16 protein-coding genes are annotated in these 22,553 nt (G+C 72.2%); 6 read left to right on the forward strand and 10 right to left on the reverse strand.

Annotated elements, in window-relative coordinates:
- Positions 1 to 208: 208 nt before the first annotated feature.
- The 6 genes from ACGFNN_RS08440 (at position 209) to ACGFNN_RS08465 (ending at position 9,375) form a co-directional block, all read left to right on the forward strand.
- On the forward strand, positions 209 to 3,232 hold the full coding sequence (locus tag ACGFNN_RS08440; protein WP_393554069.1) for an SCO5717 family growth-regulating ATPase: 3,024 nt from the start codon (positions 209 to 211) through the stop codon (positions 3,230 to 3,232).
- 197 nt (positions 3,233 to 3,429) lie between these two features.
- The gene (locus ACGFNN_RS08445; RefSeq protein ID WP_362668805.1) at positions 3,430 to 5,304 is read left to right on the forward strand and encodes an ABC transporter substrate-binding protein; all 1,875 of its coding nucleotides are present in this window, start codon (positions 3,430 to 3,432) and stop codon (positions 5,302 to 5,304) included.
- 3 nt (positions 5,305 to 5,307) lie between these two features.
- A complete protein-coding gene (locus tag ACGFNN_RS08450; RefSeq protein WP_393554070.1) occupies positions 5,308 to 6,399 on the forward strand; it encodes an ABC transporter permease in 1,092 nt (363 codons plus the stop codon).
- The gene (locus tag ACGFNN_RS08455) at positions 6,396 to 7,319 is read left to right on the forward strand and encodes an ABC transporter permease (RefSeq protein WP_393554071.1); all 924 of its coding nucleotides are present in this window, start codon (positions 6,396 to 6,398) and stop codon (positions 7,317 to 7,319) included. Before ACGFNN_RS08450 ends, ACGFNN_RS08455 begins: the two co-directional genes overlap by 4 nt.
- Positions 7,316 to 8,377, forward strand: coding sequence for an ABC transporter ATP-binding protein (locus ACGFNN_RS08460; protein WP_393554072.1), 1,062 nt, complete (start codon positions 7,316 to 7,318; stop codon positions 8,375 to 8,377). The genes ACGFNN_RS08455 and ACGFNN_RS08460 overlap by 4 nt, the downstream gene beginning before the upstream one ends.
- Positions 8,374 to 9,375, forward strand: a complete 1,002-nt coding sequence (locus tag ACGFNN_RS08465; RefSeq protein WP_393554074.1) for an oligopeptide/dipeptide ABC transporter ATP-binding protein — start codon at positions 8,374 to 8,376, stop codon at positions 9,373 to 9,375. Before ACGFNN_RS08460 ends, ACGFNN_RS08465 begins: the two co-directional genes overlap by 4 nt.
- Before the next feature lie 9 nt (positions 9,376 to 9,384).
- On the opposite strand, the gene ACGFNN_RS08470 is transcribed toward ACGFNN_RS08465, so the two are convergent.
- From ACGFNN_RS08470 to rimP, 10 genes are all read right to left on the reverse strand, one after another.
- A complete protein-coding gene (locus ACGFNN_RS08470; RefSeq protein ID WP_393554075.1) occupies positions 9,385 to 10,503 on the reverse strand; it encodes an XdhC family protein in 1,119 nt (372 codons plus the stop codon).
- Positions 10,504 to 10,580: 77 nt separating this feature from the next.
- On the reverse strand, positions 10,581 to 11,534 hold the full coding sequence (locus ACGFNN_RS08475) for a bifunctional riboflavin kinase/FAD synthetase (protein ID WP_393554076.1): 954 nt from the start codon (positions 11,532 to 11,534) through the stop codon (positions 10,581 to 10,583).
- Positions 11,535 to 11,577: 43 nt separating this feature from the next.
- Positions 11,578 to 15,129, reverse strand: a complete 3,552-nt coding sequence (locus ACGFNN_RS08480; protein WP_393554077.1) for a trypsin-like peptidase domain-containing protein — start codon at positions 15,127 to 15,129, stop codon at positions 11,578 to 11,580.
- 328 nt (positions 15,130 to 15,457) lie between these two features.
- Positions 15,458 to 16,372: a tRNA pseudouridine(55) synthase TruB gene (gene truB, locus ACGFNN_RS08485; RefSeq protein ID WP_393554079.1), complete on the reverse strand. Its 915-nt coding sequence runs from the start codon at positions 16,370 to 16,372 to the stop codon at positions 15,458 to 15,460.
- A complete protein-coding gene (gene rbfA / locus ACGFNN_RS08490) occupies positions 16,369 to 16,830 on the reverse strand; it encodes a 30S ribosome-binding factor RbfA (RefSeq protein ID WP_362551393.1) in 462 nt (153 codons plus the stop codon). Before rbfA ends, truB begins: the two co-directional genes overlap by 4 nt.
- Before the next feature lie 26 nt (positions 16,831 to 16,856).
- Positions 16,857 to 17,153: a DUF503 domain-containing protein gene (locus ACGFNN_RS08495; RefSeq protein ID WP_362551395.1), complete on the reverse strand. Its 297-nt coding sequence runs from the start codon at positions 17,151 to 17,153 to the stop codon at positions 16,857 to 16,859.
- A 179-nt stretch (positions 17,154 to 17,332) separates the two neighbouring features.
- Entirely contained in the window at positions 17,333 to 20,443 is a 3,111-nt protein-coding gene (gene infB, locus ACGFNN_RS08500) for a translation initiation factor IF-2 (RefSeq protein ID WP_393554080.1), read from the reverse strand.
- Between the two features lie 149 nt (positions 20,444 to 20,592).
- On the reverse strand, positions 20,593 to 20,871 hold the full coding sequence (locus tag ACGFNN_RS08505) for a YlxR family protein (RefSeq protein WP_393554081.1): 279 nt from the start codon (positions 20,869 to 20,871) through the stop codon (positions 20,593 to 20,595).
- A 140-nt stretch (positions 20,872 to 21,011) separates the two neighbouring features.
- Positions 21,012 to 22,052, reverse strand: a complete 1,041-nt coding sequence (gene nusA, locus ACGFNN_RS08510) for a transcription termination factor NusA (protein ID WP_362668784.1) — start codon at positions 22,050 to 22,052, stop codon at positions 21,012 to 21,014.
- 2 nt (positions 22,053 to 22,054) lie between these two features.
- The gene (gene rimP / locus ACGFNN_RS08515) at positions 22,055 to 22,552 is read right to left on the reverse strand and encodes a ribosome maturation factor RimP (RefSeq protein WP_362551407.1); all 498 of its coding nucleotides are present in this window, start codon (positions 22,550 to 22,552) and stop codon (positions 22,055 to 22,057) included.
- Position 22,553: the final 1 nt, after the last annotated feature.

Raw genomic sequence — 22,553 nt, forward strand, 5'->3', positions numbered from 1 at the left:
GGGCGTGACGCACGGGACAGTCGCTGCTGGGCGATACGCCCTGCCGTTGTGCGCCACATGGCGATTAGGGTGGGTGGGGGCACGCGTCGGAGGAACCTGAGGGCAGGCACCGCGCGTCGCAAGGGGGAGAGCCGGGCGCTCCGGACGACGGGATCGGTCGCCCCCACCCACCACGGCACAAGGGTGCTCGACCACACCAGGAGGCAAAGTGAACGGCGATCGGGACGAGATCAGCGGGGGATGGAACACGCCCGTCGACGAGTCGTCCGACGCGGATCCCGCCGAGATGACGGGTGAGTTCACCATCGACTACACCCCTCCCGCCTGGTACACGCAGAACGCGACGGGTGATTCCTCGGGTGGGGCGGGGACGCACCTCGCTCCGCCTCCCCCGCCGCAGGGCGCTCCCCTGTCCGTGCCGGGTCCGGGGATCCCCGGCGGATTCGAGACCGGCCGCCCGCAGGTGACGCCGGCCGGAACCGCACCGCAGGCCTCCCCCGAGCCGTCCGCGCCCTCCTTCGAGCCCGCGCCCGCCGCTCCGGCCCCTGCGCCAGTCCCGGCGCCGGCCGATCAGGGCCCCGAGGGCGGCGCGTTCGGCGGGGGTGACGTGGAGAGCGGCGCCACGATGCGGTTCTCGCCCGGAGCCCTGAAGCGGGAGATCGCCGAGCGGGAGGCGGCCAAGGCCGAGGAGGAGCGCGCGGATTCCACGGACGAACCGGTGGCATCCCCCTCGCCCGTCGCGCCGACGACGGACGACGACGAGGACCGCGAAGACGCGGTGGGTGAGCAGCGGACGGCCCCGGAGATCGCGGACGGCACGGCCCCCTCGGACCCCGAGGCGCGGGACGAATCCGGCACCCTGGAGGATTCCGCCGCGCAGGACTCCCCCTCGGACTCCCCCTCGGACTCCGACGACAGCCCGGTACCGGACGGCGGTGCGGCCGTCGGTGAGACGGCCGTACCCACGGGATCAGCGCCCGAGGACACGGACACACCGCCGGCGGACGGGACTCCCACCGGCACCCCCGAGGACGCCGTCCCGTCGAACGCTCCGGTGCCCTGGGCTCCGGCTCCGCCGCCCCAGGGTGCACTGCCACCGCTGCCGCCCGCCTTCCAGCCCGCGGCGCCGCAGCCGAGCGCTCCCCCGCCCGCGCAGCAGTGGCACGCGCAGCAGCCCGGGACCGCTCCGGTCGCGGCCTCCGCCGACCAGGGCGGCTACGGCTTCCCGCAGACGCCGCCTCCTGCGGTCCCTCCCGCGCCGCAGGCACCCGTGCCACCGGTGCCGCCCGCAGCGCAGACACCCCTGCCGCCCGCTCGGCCCGACGCGCAGGCCCCACAAGGCGGTTACGGATTCCCTCAGGCTCCGCAGCCGAGCGGGTACGGCTTCCCGCATCAGCCGCCCCAGCTGCCGGCGCAGAGCGGCGCACCCCAGGCACCCCAGCCGCACCACCAGGCGCCCCCGCCGCCCCAGGGCGCCCAGCCCGGCGGCTACGGGTTCCCGGCCCCGCAGGCACACCCGCAGCCGCCCGCGCAGAGCACGCCCCTGCCCCCGCAGATCCCCCATCAGCAGGGCCCGGGCGCACCGAACCTGCCCGCGCCGCAGCAGCTGGGCCCCGGCACCCCGAACCTGCCCGCCCCGCAGCAGCAGCAGCAGCCCGAGGCGTACCAGCCTCAGCAGCCCGCGCCTCAGGGGCAGCCCGTCGACCCGCGCGCCGGGTCCGCCTGGCCGACCCCCGTCACCCACGACCAGCGCGAACGCTCCGTGCCGGGTGCGCCGCTGGGCTACACGGCGGCCGTCGAGCTGTCCTCCGACCGGTTGGTCCGCGGCAAGCAGAAGGCGAAGAGCAGCCGCACCCCTTCGGCCGCCTCACGCTTCAAGCTGGGCGGCAAGAAGGAGGAGGTCGAGCGGCAGCGCAAGCTGGATCTGATCCGTACACCGGTGCTGTCCTGCTACCGCATCGCCGTCATCAGCCTCAAGGGCGGCGTCGGCAAGACGACGACCACCACCGCCCTCGGCTCGACCCTGGCGACCGAGCGGCAGGACAAGATCCTCGCCATCGACGCCAACCCCGATGCCGGGACCCTCGGCAGGAGGGTGCGCCGCGAGACCGGCGCGACCATCCGCGACCTGGTGGGCGCGATCCCGTACCTCAACTCGTACATGGACATCCGCCGCTTCACCTCGCAGGCGCCCTCGGGTCTGGAGATCCTGGCCAACGACGTGGACCCGGCGGTCTCCACGACCTTCAACGACGAGGACTACCGCCGGGCGATCGACGTCCTCGGCAAGCAGTACCCGATCATCCTGACCGACTCGGGCACCGGTCTGCTCTACAGCGCGATGCGCGGGGTGCTGGACCTCGCCGACCAGCTGATCATCATCTCGACCCCGTCCGTGGACGGTGCTTCCAGCGCCTCCACCACCCTGGACTGGCTCTCCGCGCACGGCTACGCCGAACTCGTGCAGCGCTCCCTGACCGTGATCTCCGGTGTCCGCGAGACCGGAAAGATGATCAAGGTCGACGACATCGTGCAGCACTTCGAGACGCGGTGCCGCGGCGTGGTCGTCGTCCCCTTCGACGAGCACCTGGCCGCGGGGGCCGAGGTCGACCTCGACATGATGCGGCCGAAGACCCGGGAGGCCTACTTCAACCTCTCCGCGCTCGTGGCGGAGGACTTCCAGCGGGCCCAGCAGCAGCAGGGCCTCTGGACGGCGGACGGCAACCCGCCGCCGCAGTTCGCTCCCCCGATGCCGGGGCAGCAGACGCCCGGTCAGCAGCCGTACGCGCCCCAGCCCGGACAGCAACAGCCCTACGCGCCCCAGCCGGGACAACAGCCGTACGCGCCCCAGCCCGGACAGCAGCCCCAGCCCGGACAGCAGCCCTACCCCGGGCAGCCGTACGGCGGCCAGCAGCCGTACCCCGGTCAGCCGTATCCGCCCCAGCAGCCGTACGGGGGACAGCAGCAGCCGTACGGTGGGCAGCAGCCCCCGCAGCAGGCGGCCGCACCGCAGCAGCCGTATCCCCCGTACTCCGGTCCTGGCGCGCAGAGCACCGGCTGGCAGCAGCAGCCGCCCCAGGCGCCGCCCGGCGCGGGTGCCGTGACGCCTCCTCAGCCGCCTCACCCCGGTGGCCAGGCACATCAGCCCGGACAGCCCGAACTGCAGGGTCCGGTGCCGCCGACGGGCCGTCAGCAGCACCCTCCGCAGCCGCCGTCCGCCCCTCAGCAGTAAGGCAGCAGAGGTCTAAACCAATGAGGGCTCGCACCGTCGACTCGGTGCGAGCCCTCATTGCATTCCCGCAGACCACACGCGGTTTGGCGGACCGTTGACGCGACTCGACCGGCGCTGATAAACCTTCGCATCACCAGTTGGCGAACCAAAGATCTACCCGCCTTCACCATGCGAGACACGACGCGAGGTCCACGTCCATGGTCACAAGATTCCCTCCACGCTCCAGTCACCCACGCGGCCGTCTGCGTATCCTTCTCGCCTCCGGAGCCGCCGCCCTGGCGCTGGCCGCCGGTTCGGTCGTCCCCGGAAACCCGCTCGCCCCCGCTCCGCAGCAGGCACAGGCCGCCGACGGGAAGTCGGTGCTCACGGTCGCGGTCGCGCAGAGCGTCGACTCCCTGAGCCCGTTCCTCGCACAGCGGCTGGTCTCCACGAGCATCCACCGCCTGATGTACGACTACCTCACCAACTACGACGCCAAGGACTCCCACACGATCCCTGGCCTCGCGACCGAGTGGGAGTCCTCGGCGGACAAGCTGACGTGGACGTACACCATCCGCTCCGACTCCAAGTGGTCGGACGGGGAGAAGGCCACCGCCGAGGACGCGGCCTGGACCTTCAACACGATGATGACGGACGAGGGTGCGGCCACCTCGAACGGAAGCTTCGTCAGCAACTTCAAGAAGGTCACCGCTCCGAGCCCGGACAAGCTGGTCATAGAGCTGAAGAAGCCTCAGGCCACGATGACGGCGCTGGACGTGCCGATCGTCCCCAAGCACGTCTGGGAGAAGGTCGGTGACTTCTCCAAGTTCAACAACGACACGAAGTTCCCGATCGTCGGCAACGGCCCCTTCATCCTGACGGACTACAAGGTCGACAGCTATGTGAAGCTGAAGGCCAACAAGGACTTCTGGCGCGGCGCGCCCAAGTTCGACGAGCTGGTCTTCCGCTACTACAAGGACCAGGACGCCGCGGTCGCCGCCCTCCGGAAGGGTGAGGTCTCCTTCGTCGCCGGCAGCCCCAGCCTGACGCCCGCCCAGTCGGCGTCGCTGAAGAACGCCCCCGACATCAAGGTGAACGACGCCCCCGGCCGCCGCTTCTACGCCCTGGCCGTCAACCCGGGCGCGCGGACCAAGGACGGCGAGAAGTTCGGCGACGGGCACAAGGCCCTGCTGGACCAGAAGGTCCGCCAGGCGCTCTTCATGGGTGTGGACCGCAGCACCATCATCGACAAGGTCTTCCAGGGCCACGCCGTGGAGGGTGAGGGGTACATCCCTCCCCGCTACGGCTCGTACTTCTGGAAGCCCGAGGGCGCGCAGAAGCTCGCCTACGACCCGGCCAAGGCCGGCGCGCTGCTCGACGAGGCGGGCTACAAGAAGAACGGTGCCGGCAAGCGCGTCGGCAAGGACGGCAAGCCGCTCGACTTCCGCATCCTGTGCCACGCCACCGACCCCAACGACAAGGCGATCGGCAAGTACCTCCAGGAGTGGTGGGGAGACCTCGGCGTCGGCCTGAAGGTCGACTGCCTCGACAACGTCTCCGACCCCTGGTACGCCGGTGAGTACGACCTCGCGTTCGACGGCTGGTCCGTGAACCCGGACCCCGACTTCGTGCTGTCCATCCACACCTGTGCCGCGCTGCCGACCAAGGCGAAGGCGTCGGCGGCGACCGACAACTTCATCTGCGACAAGCAGTACGACGACCTGTACGCGAAGCAGGCGGCGGAATACGACCCCGCCAAACGGGCCGACCTCGTCAAGCAGATGGAGTCGCGGCTGTACGACACGGGATACATGAACGTCATGGCGTACCCGAATGCCGTCGAGGCCTACCGCACCGACCAGATCAAGTCCATCACGACGATGCCGTCGGACGCGGGCAACATCTACGGTCAGGACGGTTACTGGAGCTGGTGGTCGGCGGTCCCGGCCGCCGCCGCGTCGGGCGGTTCGTCCGACGACGGAGGCAGCTCCACCGGAGTCCTCATCGGGGTCGGTGTCGCCGTAGTCGTCCTCGTCGGTGGCGGGCTGCTGTTCGCCATGCGTCGCCGTTCCACCGCGGAAGACCGTGAATAGTCCATGAGCACAGAAAGCACTCCCGCGCTCCTGAAGGGCGCGGCGGGCGTGGACGCTGTGCAGACCGACGGTCCGGCTCCGGCCGGGCCGTCGGCCCGCAGTCCGCGCTCCCGAAGCACTGCCGCATATCTCCGCTACGCGGCGGGCAAACTGGGCGGCGCCGCCGTCTCGTTGTTCGCCGTGCTCGTCACCAGCTTCTTCCTGTTCCGGCTGATCCCCGGCGACCCGGTCAAGCAGATGACCGGCGGCCGTCAGGTGTCGACCGAGCAGATCGCCGCGATGCGCAAGGAATTCGGCCTGGACCTGCCGCTCTGGCAGCAGTTCACGCAGTACTGCGGCAAGGCCCTGACCGGGGACTTCGGTACGTCGTACCAGTTCCGCGCCCCGGTGATGGACAAGATCACCGAGGCTCTCCCCGCGACGCTGCTGCTGACCGGCACCGCGTTCGTGATCTACACCGTGATCGGCATCTGGCTGGGCTCCAGGTCCGCCTGGCGCAACGGTTCGGCGGGTGACCGCTTCCACACCGCCTTCGCGCTGACCCTGTACTCGGTCCCCTCGTTCTGGCTCGGTCTGCTCCTGATCGTCACCCTGTCGGTGGGCATCGGGCCGATCCCGGGCATGTTCCCGACCGGCGGCATGGAGTCCGGCAACTCGAGCGGATTCGGGTACGTCCTGGACGTGGCACACCACCTCGTCCTGCCCGTCGTCACGCTCGTCGCCGTCGAGTACGCGCGCACCCTGCTGGTGATGCGCTCCTCGCTGCTCGACGAGATGGGCAGCGACTACCTGACGACCGCCCGTGCCAAGGGCCTGCGCGACGACCTCGTACGACGCCGTCACGCCGTTCCCAACGCGATGCTGCCGACCGTGACCCTGCTCTTCGTCAACCTCGGCAACACGGTGGCGGGCGCGATCCTGGTGGAGACGGTGTTCTCCTGGCCCGGCCTGGGCGGACTCTTCTACCAGGCGCTGAGCGTTCCCGACCTGCCACTCGTGCAGGCGCTGTTCTTCATCTTCGCCGCCGCGGTGATCCTGATGAACACCCTCGCCGACGTGATCTATCCGCTCCTCGATCCCCGGGTGGGCCGATGACGACGACCACGACCGACACCACGCCCGCCGCCAGCACGCGGGCGCTGAGCTGGGCCCGCAGGCGCCGGGCCGCCGCCCGGTTCTGGCAGCAGTACCGCACCCACCGGGCGGGGCTGGCCGGCCTCGCCGTGCTCGCGCTGATCGCCCTCGCGGCGCTGGCGGCACCCTGGCTGGTGGGCGCGGACTCGCAGAGCGTCACCGACGCGCCTGGCGGCCCCCTGGAGTCGCCCAGCGGTAAGTTCCCCCTCGGCACGGACCAGTTCGGCCGAAGCCTCCTGGCGCTCCTCGTGTGGGGTACGCGGGTCTCGCTGACCGTGGGACTGCTCGCCGCCTTCCTCTCGGTGGCCATCGGGACCCTGGTGGGCATCACGGCCGGTCACTTCAAGGGCTGGTACGGCAACGTCATCATGCGGATCACCGACTGGTTCCTGGTGATGCCGACGCTGGTGCTCGCCATCGCCCTGGCCACCGTGCTCTCACGGTCGATCTGGACGACGGTGCTCGCCATCGGGGTGACCACCTGGCCGACGACCGCGCGCCTCGTGCGCGCGCAGACCCTGTCGGTGGAGTCGCGTCCGTACATCGAGCGTTCCAAGGCGCTCGGCGGCGGGCACGGCCACATCATGTCCCGTCATGTGCTGCCCAACGTCATGCCGCTGGTGCTCGCGCAGACCACCCTGGTCATCTCCACCGCCATCCTCACGGAGGCGACCCTCGCCTTCCTCGGGCTGGGCGATCCCACGATCGTCTCCTGGGGCGGGCTGCTCCAGGACGCCCGTGAGGCCGGAGCGGTCAGCTCCGGCAACTGGTGGTACCTCGCTCCGCCCGGACTCGCCATCGCCGTCGTCGCGCTCGCGTTCACGCTGTGCGGCCGCACCATCGAGACCGTGCTCAACCCCAAGCTGGGGGTCTCCCGTTGACCGCTGTGAAGACCGAGAACGCGCCGAAGCCGGAGACCGGTCAGCCGCTGCTGGAGGTCCGCGACCTGCGGATCACCTACGGATCGGGGGCCTCGGCCGTCCCAGCCGTCCGGGGTGTCGACCTGCGGGTCGAGGCGGGCCAGAAGCTGGGCATCGCCGGGGAGTCCGGCTGCGGCAAGTCCACGCTGGCGCTCGCCCTGCTGCGCCTGCTGCCCGCGTCCGCCACCATGAGCGGGGAGATCCTGCTGGACGGTGAGGACGTCCTCACCATGAAGTGGGGACGGCTCCGCGCGGTGCGCTGGGCGGGGGCGTCGATCGTCTTCCAGGGCGCGATGCACTCGCTGAACGCGGTGCACCGCATCGGGGACCAGATCGCCGAACCGATCCTGCTGCACCGCAGGGCGACGCCGGCCGAGGCGCGCAGGCGCGCGGGCGAGCTGCTGGAGCAGGTCGGTCTCCCGGCCTCGCGTGTGGACGCGTATCCGCACGAGCTGTCCGGCGGCCAGCGCCAGCGCGTGATGATCGCCATGGCCCTGGCCTGCGATCCCCGGCTGATCATCGCCGACGAACCGACGACCGCGCTCGACGTGATGATCCAGGCGCAGATCCTGCGGCTGATCGAACAGCTCGTCAGCGACCAGGACCTCGGACTGATCATGATCAGCCACGACCTGGCGGTGCTCTCCGACACCTGCGACCGGCTGTCGGTGATGTACGCCGGCCGGATCGTCGAGGAGGGGCCGGCCAAACAGGTCCACGAGAACGCCAGGCACCCGTACGCGGCAGCTCTGTCGGCCGCGTTCCCGCGCATCGGCGACCTCGCGTCCCGGCACGCGCCCCGGGGCCTTCCGGGCGACCCCCCGGACCCGTCGGACCTGCCGTCCGGCTGTACGTTCCACCCGCGCTGCCCGTCCGCGCTGGACTCCTGCGCCACCGAGGACCAGGAGCTGCGGATCGCCGGACCGTCCCGGCGCGCGGCCTGCGTGCTGGTGGAGCCGGACAGCGGCGCGGCACCCGGCCCGCTCGGCGGAGCCGAGGAAGCAAGGAGCACCTCATGACCACCACTCCCCCGGTCCCGCTGCTCAGCGCCCAGGCGCTGAAGGTCGCCTTCCCGGGCCGGCGCGGGGCATCGACCGCCCGCGCCGTCGACGGGGTCGACCTCGACATCCGTCCCGGTGAGATCGTCGCCCTGGTCGGCGAATCGGGCTGCGGCAAGACGACTCTGGCCCGCTCCCTGCTGGGCCTGGTCCCGCCGACGGCCGGCCGGGTCACCTTCGGCGGCGAGCCCCTGGACTACGCGGGCCGGGCCCTGAAGGCGTACCGCAAGCGGGTGCAGCTGGTGCTGCAGGACCCGAGCGGCTCCCTCAACCCGCGCCACACGGTGTACGACGCGGTGGCCGAGGGGCTGCGCATCCACGGGTACACCGGCGACGAGCACACGGCCGTGTGCGAGGCCCTGTCCCGTGCGGGGCTGCGGCCTCCGGAGCGGTTCCTGCTGCGGTACCCGCACGAGCTGTCCGGCGGCCAGCGCCAGCGGGTGGTGATCGCGGGTGCGCTGGTCCTGGAACCGGAGCTGATCGTCGCCGACGAGCCGGTGGCGTCGCTCGACGCGTCTGTGCGCGGGGAGATCCTGGCGCTGCTGCTGCGGCTGCGCGACGAACTCGGTCTGTCGGCGCTGGTGGTGACGCACGATCTGGGCCTCGCGTGGAACATCGCGGACCGGGTGGCCGTGATGTACCTCGGCCGGATCGTGGAGACGGGTGACGTCGAGCAGATCCTGACGGCACCCAGGCACCCGTACACCCAGGCGCTGCTGTCCGTGCTGCCCGAGGCGGACGGCGAACCGGTCATCCTCACGGGCGAGCCCCCGGACCCCTCGAAGGTTCCGGCCGGCTGCCGGTTCCACGCCCGCTGCCAGATCCTCGCCTCGGGTGAGGCGGAGCGCGCGGGTGTCGCCGATGCCTGCCGTACGAAGGACCTGCCGGTGCTGGAGGGGGACGGCAGCACCCAGGTGGCCTGCCACTGGGCCGCGGCGGCGGAGCCGGTGTCCTCCTGAGGACCGTCCTCAGCCGTGTCCCGGCTCCTGGGGATGGTGGATCGCCCCGCCGGTCTCCCCCAGGGGCCGGCCGGTGCCGCCCCAGCGGTGCTGGATGATCTCGGCGGCGATGGACACCGCCGTCTCCTCCGGGGTACGCGCTCCGAGGTCGAGGCCGACCGGTGAGGCGAGGCGGGCCAGGTCCGCCTCGCCCACGCCGGCCTCCCGCAGCCGGGCGATCCGGTCGGCGTGGGTCCGCCTGCTGCCCATCACACCGATGTAGGCGGCGGGTGTGCGCAGGGCGGCGGCGAGCAGCGGCACGTCGAACTTCGGATCGTGCGTCAGCACGCAGACGACCGTCCGCTCGTCGACCTCCGTCGACTCCAGGTAGGTGTGCGGCCAGGCCCGGACGACCTCGTCGGCCGTGGGGAAGCGCTCCCGGGTGGCGAAGGCCGGCCGGGCGTCGCAGACCGTGACCCGGTAGCCGAGGAAGGACCCGATGCGGGCGGTGGCGGCCGCGTGGTCGATGGCGCCGAAGACCAGCATCCGGGGCGCGGGGGCGAAGGTCTGGACGAAGACGGTGACGTCCTGCATCCTGCGTTCGCCGTGCGCCCCGTAGCGGACGCTGCCGGTGGCCCCCTGGGCGAGCAGTCCCCGGGCGTCGTCGGTGACAGCGACGTCGAGGCCCTCGTCGCCGAGCGAACCGCTCGCGCCTCCGGCCCTCACCACCCGGCCCGCGCCCTGGAGGCCCGCGCCGGAGACCACGGTGGCGAGGGCGACGGGCTCCCCCGCCGCGATCAGGTCGAGGAGTTCCCGCAGGTGCTCCCTGGCCTCCGCCGTGACGAAGGGCCGCACCAGGACGTCGATCGTGCCGCCGCAGGTGAGACCTACGCCGAAGGCATCGTCGTCGCTGATGCCGTACGTCCGCAGGACCGTCCGGCCCGTACTGATGACCTCGGTGGCCACCTCGTGCACGTCGCTCTCCACGCACCCGCCGGAGACGCTTCCGGCGACCGTGCCGGTGTCGGTCACCGCCATGGCCGCGCCGGGAGCCCGCGGCGCGCTGCCCCGCACGGCGACGACCGTGGCCAGGGCGAAGGACGTGCCGGCGGCGTGCCAGTCACGCAGGTCCGTCAGCAGTTCACGCACGTACGCACCTCCTCGCCGGTCGACGGCTCCTGCCCCCGACGATGCACCGGTGACGCCGTGCGCACCACAGGAGGGCGTCAGTCGCGCCCGTACGCCTCGATCAGCTCGCCGCACCGCTTCACATCGGCGGCCATCGCGACGAGGAGGTCGTCGACCGTGTCGAACTTCAGCATGCCGCGGACGTATGCGAGGAAGTCGACGGACACGTGCAGGCCGTAGAGGTCGAGGCCGACACGGTCGATGGCGTACGCCTCGACGGTCCGCTCGACGCCGTCGAACTGGGGGTTGGTGCCCACGGAGATCGCGGCGGGCATGGCCTCGCCCTGGGCGTTCAGCCAGCCCGCGTAGACACCGTCGGCCGGGATCGCGGTGTGCGGCAGGGTCTCCACGTTCGCCGTCGGGAAGCCGAGGGCGCGGCCGCGCTGGGCGCCCCGCACCACGACACCCTCGACGCGGTGCGGGCGTCCGAGGATCTCGGCGGCCCCTTCGACGTCGCCCTCGGCGACGAGGCGCCGGGTGAGGGTGGAGGAGAACGGCTCGCCGCCGCCGGCCTCGCCGCTCACGTGGAGGTCGATGACCTCGACGTCGAAGTCGTAGGCCGGCCCGAGCTCGGCGAGGTACGCGACGTTCCCCGCGGCGCGGTGGCCGAAGCGGAAGTTGGGGCCCTCGATGACCAGCTTCGCGTGCAGCTGGTCGACGAGGACCTTCGCGACGAAGTCGGCGGGCGAGAGCTGCGAGAACTCGGCGGTGAACGGCAGGATCAGCACCGCGTCCACACCGAGCCCGGCCATGAGCTCGGCCCGCCGCTGGTGCGGGGCGAGCAGCGGCGGGTGGGTACCGGGGCGGACGACCTCGCTGGGGTGCGGGTCGAATGTGACGACCACGGAGGGGACGCCGAGCTCGCGCGCCCGCTCGACGGCGCGTCCGATGATCAGCTGGTGCCCGCGGTGCACCCCGTCGTAGGAGCCGATGGTGACGACGCTGCGTCCCCAGCCCTCAGGGATGTCCTCCAAGCCACGCCAGCAGTGCACTGTGACCGCTCCTCGCCCGAACCTGTGTACGTGTGTATGTCCATTACGCAGGTCTAAGACTGCCATGCGCACGCCCTGCGGCCTGCATCGGCATCGGGATCCCGGCACGCGCCCCGTCCAGGGCCTCCATCGTCCGGCGGGCGCCGGGGCTCACGACGGGGGCCCATTCCTGCGGGGCGTCGGCCAGCCAGCGGACGACGAGGGCCGCGAATCCGGGGATCTCCCCGGCGATCTCCACCAGGCCCCGGTCGAAACGGGCCGCGCCCTCGGGCGTCCGTACGAGGAGCATCGCGGTGCGGTGCACCAGCGCCCGGGTGCGGGCCTCGGGGCGCCCCGAGGCCCCCGCGGCGGCCGCCCGCAGCAGGGCGTCGAGGACCTCGGGGTCCCGTCCGGTGTCCTGCTCGAAGCCCAGCAGCACTTCCAGCAGTTCCGCCCTCAGCGGTCTGGACGCAGGGGTCCCGGGAGCGGCGAGGACCCGTGCCAGCGCGGCGCGCACCGGCGGCGGAGCCGGGCGGTCCCGCAGCAGGCCCGTCATCAGGGGCAGCAGCAGCGCACGGGCGGCGGGGCTGTGCTCCAGCCGGAGATCGACGTACGCGGCCGCCTGCGCCCCGGCGTCCTCCCCGGGACGGCTGTCGATGAAGCGGCGTACGAGCCCGGGGGCGTGCAGGGCGAGGGCGGGTGTGTCCAGGGCCGCGAGCTCCCGCAGGACCCCCTCGGCAGCCTCGCCGGGCAGCGAGAGGCGGGCGCCCAGCGCGGCGAGTACGGGCTCGGGGTACTTCGGGAAGACCTCCGTCAGCAGGGACACCGGCAGCCGTGGGTCACCGGCGGCGAACACCCGAAGTGCCTGCGGAAGGTAGCGACCGCCCGTCCTCGGGTCCCGTACGAGGACGGTGAGCGCCTGGGCGTGCAGGACGGAGTCGTCCGGCCGGGCCAGGAGGGTGAGCGCGGCGCCGCGCAGCAGGGCGCGGTCGGTCTCGGAGAGTGCGGACGCGGCGACGAGCGTGGCGTGGAAGGCGGCGGCGGCGCGGCGCGCGGGCCGCTCGTCGTCGCGCGCCCACCGGTCGACGGCCCGGCAGAGGGCGCTCGGCTCGTCCTCGGCGAGGGTGACGAGCAGTTCGGCGGCCCGGGCGTGGGGGGTGTCGGCGAGAGCCTCGGTCAGGTCGTCGACCGCCTGGTCCCGGCGGGCGTACAGGAGGGCCTGCGCGGCGGAGGCCACGGTGAGCCGCATCGGCACGCCCTCCTCGGCGGGCAGCGGGCTCTCGTCCCCGAACCAGCCGCAGAGCAGCTTCTGAACGGTTGCGGGGTGGGCGGCCAGGCGCCGGGACACCGCGTCCAGATAACGCTCGCCGCCGTCCGGCCGTGCGGTGGCGTCGGCGGGCAGCAGGCGGCGCAGGAGGTCGACGCGGTCGGCCTCGGGGAGCCTGATCCGGCGCCAGAACCAGGGGCCGAACTCCGCGTAGGGGCCGAGGGCGGCCCGGCCGCCACCGCTCCGGGAACGCCGGGTGATCCGGCCGGCCAGGACCCGCAGCACGCCCAGGCAGGGCCGGGCGTCGGCGACCCTGAGCAGGCTCTCCCGGAGGAGGCGGGCGGCCCACCAGGCGGCGTCGGTGTGCCGCTGGGGCGCGCCGGGACCGGATGGCAGGCGGTCCATCGCTTCGATCAGGTCCGCCATGCGGTGGGCCAGCGCGGCGTGCCCCTGCCTGCGCTCCAGGAGGAGCATCGCCTGGAGCACCGGGCCGATGCGGTGACGGGGCACGGGCAGGTTGCGGTGCTCCGCCGGGTCCGGGGCCGGTTCGGGCTCCGCGGGTGCCTCTTCCGCGTGCCAGCGGTGGACCAGGGCGTGCAGGGCCGCGTCCAGGTCGAGGTGGGCGCCCTGCACCCAGTCGCCCATCTCCTCGTGGGCGAAGCGGTACCCCGCGCCCGCCGGGGCCAGCAGGCCCTCGGTGAGGACCGCGGAGGCCCATCCGGTGCGCCAGGGGAAGAGTTCCTCGAACGCCTCCCGGTCCAGCTCGCCCTGGCCGGGCCCGAGACAGCGCCTCGCCGCCTCGTGGACCTGGCCCGCGACCTTGGCCGCCAGTCTGCGGATCGCCGTGCCGCGCAGCGGGGGTTCGGCCCCGGCGCCGATCCGTACGGCGATCCGTACGCAGGCGAGGTCCAGGTGGGCCGCGAAGACCTCTTCGGTCCCCGGCCTGCCTTCCACGTCGGGCGGCAGCGCGGCCCGTACCTCGGCGAGGAGCCGCAGGGTGAGGGGGTGCCGGTCGTCGCCGGGGGCGATCGACCCGGGCGGGATGGCGTACCGCTCCCTCGCCCGCTCGGCCTGTCCGGCCGTGAGGTCGGTGAGCCTGACCGAGGGCGGCAGCCCGCCGGCCGGCCGCTCGGGACGGTGCAGGGCGTCCGGCGGGTAGAGGGCTCCGGCGGTCTCCCAGTGCTCGGGGCGGCACGCGACGACCATGCGGACATCATGGGCGAGGAGCCATTCGGTGGTCGCCCCGGCGTACCGGGCGAGCCGGTGGGCCAGCAGGGGCGGCATCTCCTCGGGGCCGTCGACGAGGACGAGCAGCGGGTTGCCCGAGGCCGCGGCGAGCGCGGCGACCCGCTCCGGGGTGGCTGTCCGCATGTCGCCGGGTGCCCCGGCCGCGGTGATGATCCTCCCGGAGCGCGTCAGGGCGCGGGACATGGCGTCGGCGACCGAGGCGTCGTCCGCCAGCAGGTCGGCACCGCGCAGCCAGAGGGTGAGGGCGGGCACGGGGCCGCGGGTCCGGCGGGAGGCCAGTGCGGTGAGTTCGGTCGTACGACCGGTCCCGGGGGCTCCGACCAGGGCGAGCACAGGTCCGGTGCCGGTCTCGAAGGCGGTGAACTCGGCGCTGATCCTGGGCCGTTCGACGGCCTCGGTGCCGCCGGGTCCGGCATCGGCGTGGCCGAGCGACATCGCGGTCAGCTGCAGGGCGCCGGCGAGGTTGAGGTCGCTGCCGTATCCGGGGACGCCGTTCGCGTTGCGGCGGAGCACCTCGGCCAGCGGAGCCGGCGCGTCCTCGGCGGCCAGCGGGAGGGCGAGTCCGGCGGTCTCACGTCCGGCGCTCAGGGCGGTCGAGAGCACCCCGAGGACGGCGCCGGTGCGGGGGTCCGTCACGGGTCCTCCGACGGCGGCCCCGCCGGAGCGCAGGGCGTCCCTCCCGTCGGTGCCGAGGGCGAGCTCCAGCGCATGGGCGACCGGGTGGTCGCGTCCGCCCTCGCTGTACGTCGCCGGGGTCGTCCCGAGCACCCGCGCCTCTCGCCAGCCGTGGGCGGCGATCCGCACGTAGGTGCCGGTGCCGATCTGCTCGCGTACGGCGATGGGGAGCGGTTCCGCGCCCAGGGCGTCAGGATCTCCGGTGCGCAGCAGGGCGAGGCCCTGTGCGGGCAGTGCGACGATGTCGTCGCCGGCGACGGTGCGGCTGCGGCCTTCGGCACCGTGCAGCGTGAGGGGCCCGGGGCGCGCGACGGCCTGGTGCCCGGTGACGACGGTTCCCCGGTCGTCCGCGACGAATCCGGTCCCCCGCGGCCGGCCGGCCTGATCGCAGATTCTCACAAGTGTCGACCGGTCCCCGCTGCCCATGGTCCGACCGTAGGTCCAGGCCGATCGGCAGGAGAAACTCACGAGCTGAAAGCGCCCCCCTCACACCCCCCTGCCGCTCCGAGCGCCCCTCCATAGGGGTGAATCGAAGCGATCAGGTGGACAGGGATGGTCGCTGGAGGGGGATCGTGGAGCGGGCAGACACCAGGGGGGTTGCCCGCTCCACGATGGGACCGGTTTCTCGTGGCGCCGGACCTCACGGCCCTTCGCACCCTCGCCCACGGCCCCCGTGTCCCTTCACGGCGACCGGGCGGGCCCCCGGGCGCCGACGACCGCGGGGCCCGGCCACGCGGTCCCGCGACGCCCTCGTTCAGACGAAGACGGCGAGGCTCTTGGCCTTGCCCTTCTGCTCCTCGACGAGCACCAGGAACTCACCGTCGGGCCCGAAGACCCCGACCGGCCCCGGCGGGTAGGACGGCATGTCCAGCCGTACCCCGTTGAGCAGCAGCTTGGCGCGCTTCTCGTCGACGTCCCAGCGGGGGAAGGCGGACGCGGCCGCCTCGGCCACCGGCATCACGGTGAGCTCCTCCTGGTGCGCGTCGAGCGTACGGGCCGCGTCCAGGCCGTACGGTCCGACGCGGGTGCGCCTGAGCGCCGTCAGGTGACCGCCGACGCCGAGCCCGGCGCCGAGGTCGCGGGCCAGGGCGCGGATGTAGGTACCCGAGGAGCACACGACGGAGACGACCAGGTCGACGACCGGCGTACCGTCCTCGGCGACGTCCTCGCGGACGTCGTAGACACGGAAGGACGAGACGGTCACCGGGCGGGCCGGGATCTCGAACTCCTCGCCGCCCCGCACACGGGCGTAGGACCGCTTGCCGTCGATCTTGATGGCGCTGACCTTGGACGGCACCTGCATGATCGCCCCGGTCAGGGCCGCGACCCCGGCGTCGACGGCCTCGCGGGTCACCCCGGAGGCATCGGTGGACGAGGTGATCTCGCCCTCGGCGTCGTCGGTGACGGTGTCCTGGCCGAGCCGGATCGTCCCGAGGTACTCCTTCTCGGTCAGCGCCAGGTGGCCGAGGAGCTTGGTCGCCCTCTCGACACCGAGGACGAGGACACCCGTCGCCATGGGGTCCAGCGTGCCGGCGTGGCCGACCCGCCTCGTGCGGGCGATGCCCCGCATCTTGGCCACGACGTCGTGCGAGGTGAAGCCGGACGGCTTGTCGACGATGACAAGTCCGTCCGGCGTCCTGTCCTGCTTGCCCTGCTTGTTCTGCGTCATGCGGAAGGCGAGTCCTCGTCGTTCTCGGCGGACTCGTCCTCCGGCTTGCGGTACGGGTCCGCGTCACCGGCGTAGGTGGCACCCGAGGACGCCTCACGGACCTTCGCGTCCGAGGCACGTGCCCGGTCGAGCAGGTCCTCGATCGCCCTGGCGTTGTCCGGCAGGGCGTCCGCCACGAAGGCCAGCGTCGGGGTGAACTTCGTCCCCGCCGCGGCACCGACCGCCGAGCGCAGGATTCCCTTGGCGCTCTCCAGGCCGGCGGCCGCGCTGGCCCGCTCCTCGTCATCGCCGTAGACCGTGTAGAAGACCGTGGCCTCCCGCAGGTCGCCGGTGACCCGGGTGTCCGTGATGGTCACGTGCGTGCCCAGACGCGGGTCCTTGATACCGCGCTGCAGTTTCTCGGCGACCACCACCTGGATGAGGTCTGCCAGCTTCTTCGCCCGCGCGTTGTCGGCCACTGGTCCTTCTCCTTCTCAAGCCTTGCTCAATCGTCTTCGTCGCTGTGCAGCCGCCGCCGTACGGACAGCAGCTCCACTTCCGGCCGGCTCGCGATCATGCGTTCGCACCGGTCGAGTACGTCTGTGAGGTGTCCGGTGTCTCCGGAGACCGCGGCAAGGCCGATCTCGGCCCTGCGGTAGAGGTCCTGGTCGCCCGTCTCCGCGACGCTCACCGCGAATCTGCGGTGGAGTTCGGCCACGATCGGCCGGACGACGGAACGCTTCTCCTTCAACGACCGTACGTCGCCGAGGAGCAGGTCGAAGGACAGAGTCCCCACATACATGTATGTCCGGATGTCCCGCCGGTTCGGGGTCGTGCCCCGCCATCGCTTGGCGGGGACACCAGAACCGTACACGGAACGGCCGGGGCCGATCGACGGAAATACGACCCGTCGACCGGCCCCGACTCCGGTGGGGATTCCCGGGGGTGCCCCCCCCCCCCCCCCCCGGGAATCCCCGTTGATCAGCCTCGCGGCTTCTCGCGCATCTCGTACGTCGCGATGACGTCGTCGATCTTGATGTCGTTGAAGTTTCCGAGGTTGATACCGCCCTCGAAGCCTTCGCGGATCTCGGTGACGTCGTCCTTGAAGCGACGCAGACCGGAGATGTTGAGGTTCTCCGCGATGACCTTGCCATCGCGCAGCAGGCGCGCCTTGGTGTTGCGCTTGACCTCGCCGGAGCGGACCAGCACACCGGCGATGTTGCCCAGCTTGGACGAGCGGAAGATCTCGCGGATCTCCGCCGTGCCGAGCTCGACCTCTTCGTACTCCGGCTTGAGCATGCCCTTGAGGGCCGCTTCGATCTCTTCGATCGCCTGGTAGATGACCGAGTAGTACCGGACGTCCACACCTTCGCGCTCGGCCATCTGCTGCGCACGCCCGGCGGCGCGCACGTTGAAGCCGATCACGATGGCGTCGGAACCGGTCGCCAGGTCGATGTCCGACTCGGTGACCGCACCCACACCGCGGTGCAGGACCCGGATGTCGACCTCTTCACCGACGTCGAGCTGGAGCAGCGAGGACTCGAGAGCCTCCACCGAACCGGACGCGTCGCCCTTGATGATGAGGTTGAGCTCCTGGACCAGACCGGCCTTGAGCGCCTCGTCCAGGTTCTCCAGGGAGAACCGGACACCCTTGCGGGCGAAGTTGGCGTTGCGCTCGCGGGCGGCACGCTTCTCGGCGATCTGACGGGCCGTACGGTCCTCGTCGACGACCAGGAAGTTGTCGCCGGCACCCGGGACGTTGGTGAGACCCAGGACCAGGACGGGGGTCGACGGACCCGCTTCCTCGACGTTCTGGCCGTTGTCGTCGAGCATCGCCCGGACACGGCCGTACGCGTCGCCGACGACCATCGTGTCGCCGATGCGCAGCGTTCCGCGCTGGACGAGGACGGTCGAGACGGCACCGCGACCGCGGTCGAGGTGGGACTCGATCGCAATACCCTGCGCGTCCTGCTCCGGGTTGGCCCGCAGGTCGAGCGAGGCGTCGGCGGTGAGGACGACGGCCTCCAGCAGCGCCTCGATGTTGAGGCCCTGCTTGGCGGAGATGTCGACGAACATCGTGTCGCCGCCGTACTCCTCGGCCACCAGACCGAACTCGGTGAGCTGACCGCGCACCTTGGTCGGGTCGGCACCCTCGACGTCGATCTTGTTGACCGCGACCACGATCGGCACCTCGGCCGCCTTGGCGTGGTTCAGCGCCTCGATCGTCTGGGGCATCACACCGTCGTTCGCCGCCACCACGAGGATCGCGATGTCGGTGGACTTCGCACCACGGGCACGCATGGCGGTGAACGCCTCGTGACCCGGGGTGTCGATGAAGGTGATCTTCCGGTCCTCGCCGTTGACCTCGGAGGAGACCTGGTAGGCACCGATGTGCTGGGTGATGCCGCCGGCCTCGCCCGCGACGACGTTCGTCTTGCGGATCGCGTCCAGCAGTCGCGTCTTACCGTGGTCGACGTGACCCATGACGGTCACGACCGGCGGACGCGAGACCAGGGCCTCTTCGCCGCCCTCGTCCTCGCCGAACTCGATGTCGAAGGACTCGAGAAGCTCGCGGTCCTCCTCCTCCGGGCTGACGATCTCCAGGACGTAGTTCATCTCCTCGGCGAGGAGCCTGAGCGTGTCGTCGGAGACGGACTGCGTGGCGGTGACCATCTCGCCGAGGTTCATCATCACGGCGACGAGCGACGCCGGGTTGGCGTTGATCTTCTCCGCGAAGTCGGTCAGGGACGCACCGCGCGACAGCCGGACAGCCTGCCCGTTGCCGCGAGGCAGCATGACGCCGCCCACCGACGGGGCCTGCATGGCCTCGTACTCCTGGCGCCTCTGACGCTTGGACTTGCGACCACGACGCGCGGGACCACCGGGACGGCCGAAGGCACCCTGTGTGCCACCACGGGCACCCGGGCCACCGGGACGGCCACCGAAGCCGGGACGACCGCCGAAGCCGCCGCCACCACCGGGACGGCCTGCGCCGCCACCGCCACCGGGACCACCGGGACGGCCGGCGAAGCCGCCGCCACCGCCACCGGGACCGGCCGGACGTCCGGCGAAGCCGCCGGGACGACCGCCGCCACCGGGACGACCGCCGCCGCCACCGGGACCACGGCCACCGCCACCGGGGCCACCGCCGGGGCGGGGGCCCGCAGCGGGACGCTGCGGCATCATGCCGGGGTTCGGACGGTTACCCGAGGGCGCGCCGCCCGGACGGGGAGCCTGCGGACGGGGCATGCCGCCCGGGGTCGGACGGGCGCCGCCCTGACCACCCTGGGGACGCGGGGCGCCACCGGGACCACCCTGCGGACGCGGGGCGCCGGGGCGCTCCTGACCGCCGCCGGGGCGCGGGGCACCGCCGGGACGGGGCGCCTGGGGGCGCGCCATGCCGGTGGAGCCGCCGGAGGTGAAGGGGTTGTTGCCCGGACGGGGACCGGCCGGACGTGCGCCGCCGGGACGCGGTGCGCCCTGGCCGGCCGGACGTGCGGGACGGTCTCCGCCGCGCTCGCCGCCACGGCCGCCGTCACGCTGACCGCCGTCACGCTGACCGCCGGCCGGAGCCGGGCGGGCGGGACGGGGGCCGGGCGTGGCACCGGCGGGACGCGGCGCCTGCTGCGGCGCGGCCGGCTGCTGGGCCGGGGCCGGGGCGGAGAACTCCGCCGCGGGCACCGGGTTGGCCGGTGCGGGCCTCGGCGCGGGCCGGGGGCCCGGACGAGGACCGCCCGACTGCGCCGACGGCGCGGAGGGCGCCGCGGGGGTGCTGCTCGCCGGGGTCTCCGCGGCGGCCGGCTTGGGGGCCGGGGCGCCGGGCTTCGGGGCAGCGGGACGTGCCGCGGACGCCGGGGACGGCGCCGCGGGCTTCGCGGGGGCGGCCTTACGAGGCGCGCCAGGCTTGGCAGCGGTCTTGCCGGCGTTGCCGCCGGGACCCTGCAGTGCGTCAGTCAGTTTGCGTACAACCGGCGCCTCGATCGTCGAGGACGCCGAACGGACGAATTCACCGAGTTCTTGGAGCTTGGCCATGACGACCTTGCTCTCCACGCCGAACTCCTTGGCGAGTTCGTATACCCGGACCTTAGCCACTTCGCTCCTTTTAGGTCCGGGTTACCGCCGGACCGTCGCTACTTCATGGGCGTACTCATCGCGTACTCATCGAGTGCTCATCGCAATCTCGACCTACTTCCAACTCGCGAGGTACCTGACCGCACGGGGACCCGTGCCGTTCTCTTTTCCTACGGTGTCACCCGCTCGACGAACCGCTGCACTGCGGCGGGGTCGAACGGCCCCTTGGCCTTGAAGGCCCGGGGGAACGCCCGGCGGCGGACCGCCAGGTCGAGACAGACAGAGGCGGGGTGCACATACGCACCCCGGCCGGGCAGCGTACCGCGTGGATCAGGAACTACTTCTCCCTCGCCCACCACGATGCGCAGCAGTTCGCTCTTGGCCGCTCGCTCCCGGCATCCCACACAGGTTCGCTCGGGGTAAGCGCGGGCGTGCGTCCGGCCAGACACGGCTAAGTCTACCTCCCCGCACCGACCTCACCCCTTTGGGGCAAAAATCGAACGGATGTTGTCGTGATCACAGCGCCGCAGCGCCGTGATCTATTCCCTGGAACCGCTCCTGCCCGGCTCGGTTCCCCGTACGCCCGGGGTCAGCCCCGCTCGGACCGCTCCCGGGCACGCTCGGCGCGCTCACGGTCGGCGACGTCACGCTCGGCGTCCGTCTCGGTGTCCGGGCGGATGTCGATCCGCCAGCCGGTGAGGCGGGCGGCCAGGCGGGCGTTCTGCCCCTCCTTGCCGATCGCCAGCGACAGCTGGTAGTCGGGCACGGTCACCCGTGCGGAGCGCGCGCCGAGGTCCACGACCTCGACCTTGCTCACCCGCGCGGGTGACAGCGCGTTGGCCACCATCTCCGCGGGGTCGTCCGACCAGTCGACGATGTCGATCTTCTCGCCGTGCAGTTCGGCCATGACGTTGCGGACCCGGCTGCCCATCGGGCCGATGCACGCACCCTTGGGGTTCAGGCCTGCCCTGGTGGAGCGTACGGCGATCTTGGTGCGGTGCCCCGCCTCGCGGGCGATGGCCTCGATGACGACCGACCCGTCGGCGATCTCGGGGACCTCCAGCGCGAAGAGCTTCTTCACGAGGTTCGGGTGGGTGCGCGAGAGGGTCACCGACGGACCCCGGACGCCCTTGGCCACCCGTACGACGTACGTCCGCAGACGCAGCCCGTGGGTGTACTCCTCACCCGGAACCTGCTCCTGCACGGGCAGGATCGCTTCCAGCTTGCCGATGTCGACGAGGACGTTCTTCGGGTCCTTGCCCTGCTGGACCAGGCCGGTGACGACGTCACCCTCGTGTCCCGCGTACTCGCCGAACGTCCTGTCGTCCTCGGCGTCGCGCAGCCGCTGCAGGATGACCTGCTTGGCGGTGGTCGCGGCGATACGGCCGAAGCCGGACGGCGTGTCGTCGAACTCCTTGGGCTCCTGGCCCTCCTCGAGCTCGGCGGGGTCGTCCTTCGCCCACACCGTGACGTGTCCGGCGGCGTCCAGTTCGACGCGCGCCCTGCGGTGGCTGCCGTCGGTGCGGTGGTACGCGATGAGGAGGGCCGACTCGATCGCCCCGACGAGCACGTCGAAGGGGATCTCCTTGTCCTGCGCCAAGCCCTTCAGAAGCTTCACATCGATGTCCACGGCTACGCCTCCTCTTCCTTCTTGTCCTTGCGGTTGAATTCGATCTCGACGCGCGCCTTGATGATCTCGTCGAAGGCGACACGGCGTGCCGTGGGCTTGCGCCCCTTCACGCCCGGCACTTCGAGGTCGAGACCCTCGTCGTCCACCTCGAGGATGCGGGCCACGAGCTCGCCGCCCTCACCCAGGGTGAGCCGGGCCAGCCGGCCGGTGGCGCGTACGTAGTGGCGGTGCTCCGTCAACGGGCGGTCGGCGCCCGGCGAGCTCACTTCGAGTACGTACTCGCCCTCGCCCATGGCGTCGGTCTCGTCCAGCGTCTCGGAGATACCGCGGCTGAGTTCCGCGCAGGCGTCGAGCTCCACGCCGTCCTCGGAGTCCACGACCACTCTCAGCACCCGCCGGCGGCCCGCCCGGGACACCTCGATCTCCTCGAGGTCGAGGTCCTTGGCGCTGACGAGCGGCTCCAGCAGTTCGCGCAGCCTGTCGCTCTGGGTGGTGCTCATC

Origin of the sequence: Streptomyces sp. NPDC048590, from assembly GCF_043199535.1 — a bacterium.
Classification (GTDB): domain Bacteria; phylum Actinomycetota; class Actinomycetes; order Streptomycetales; family Streptomycetaceae; genus Streptomyces.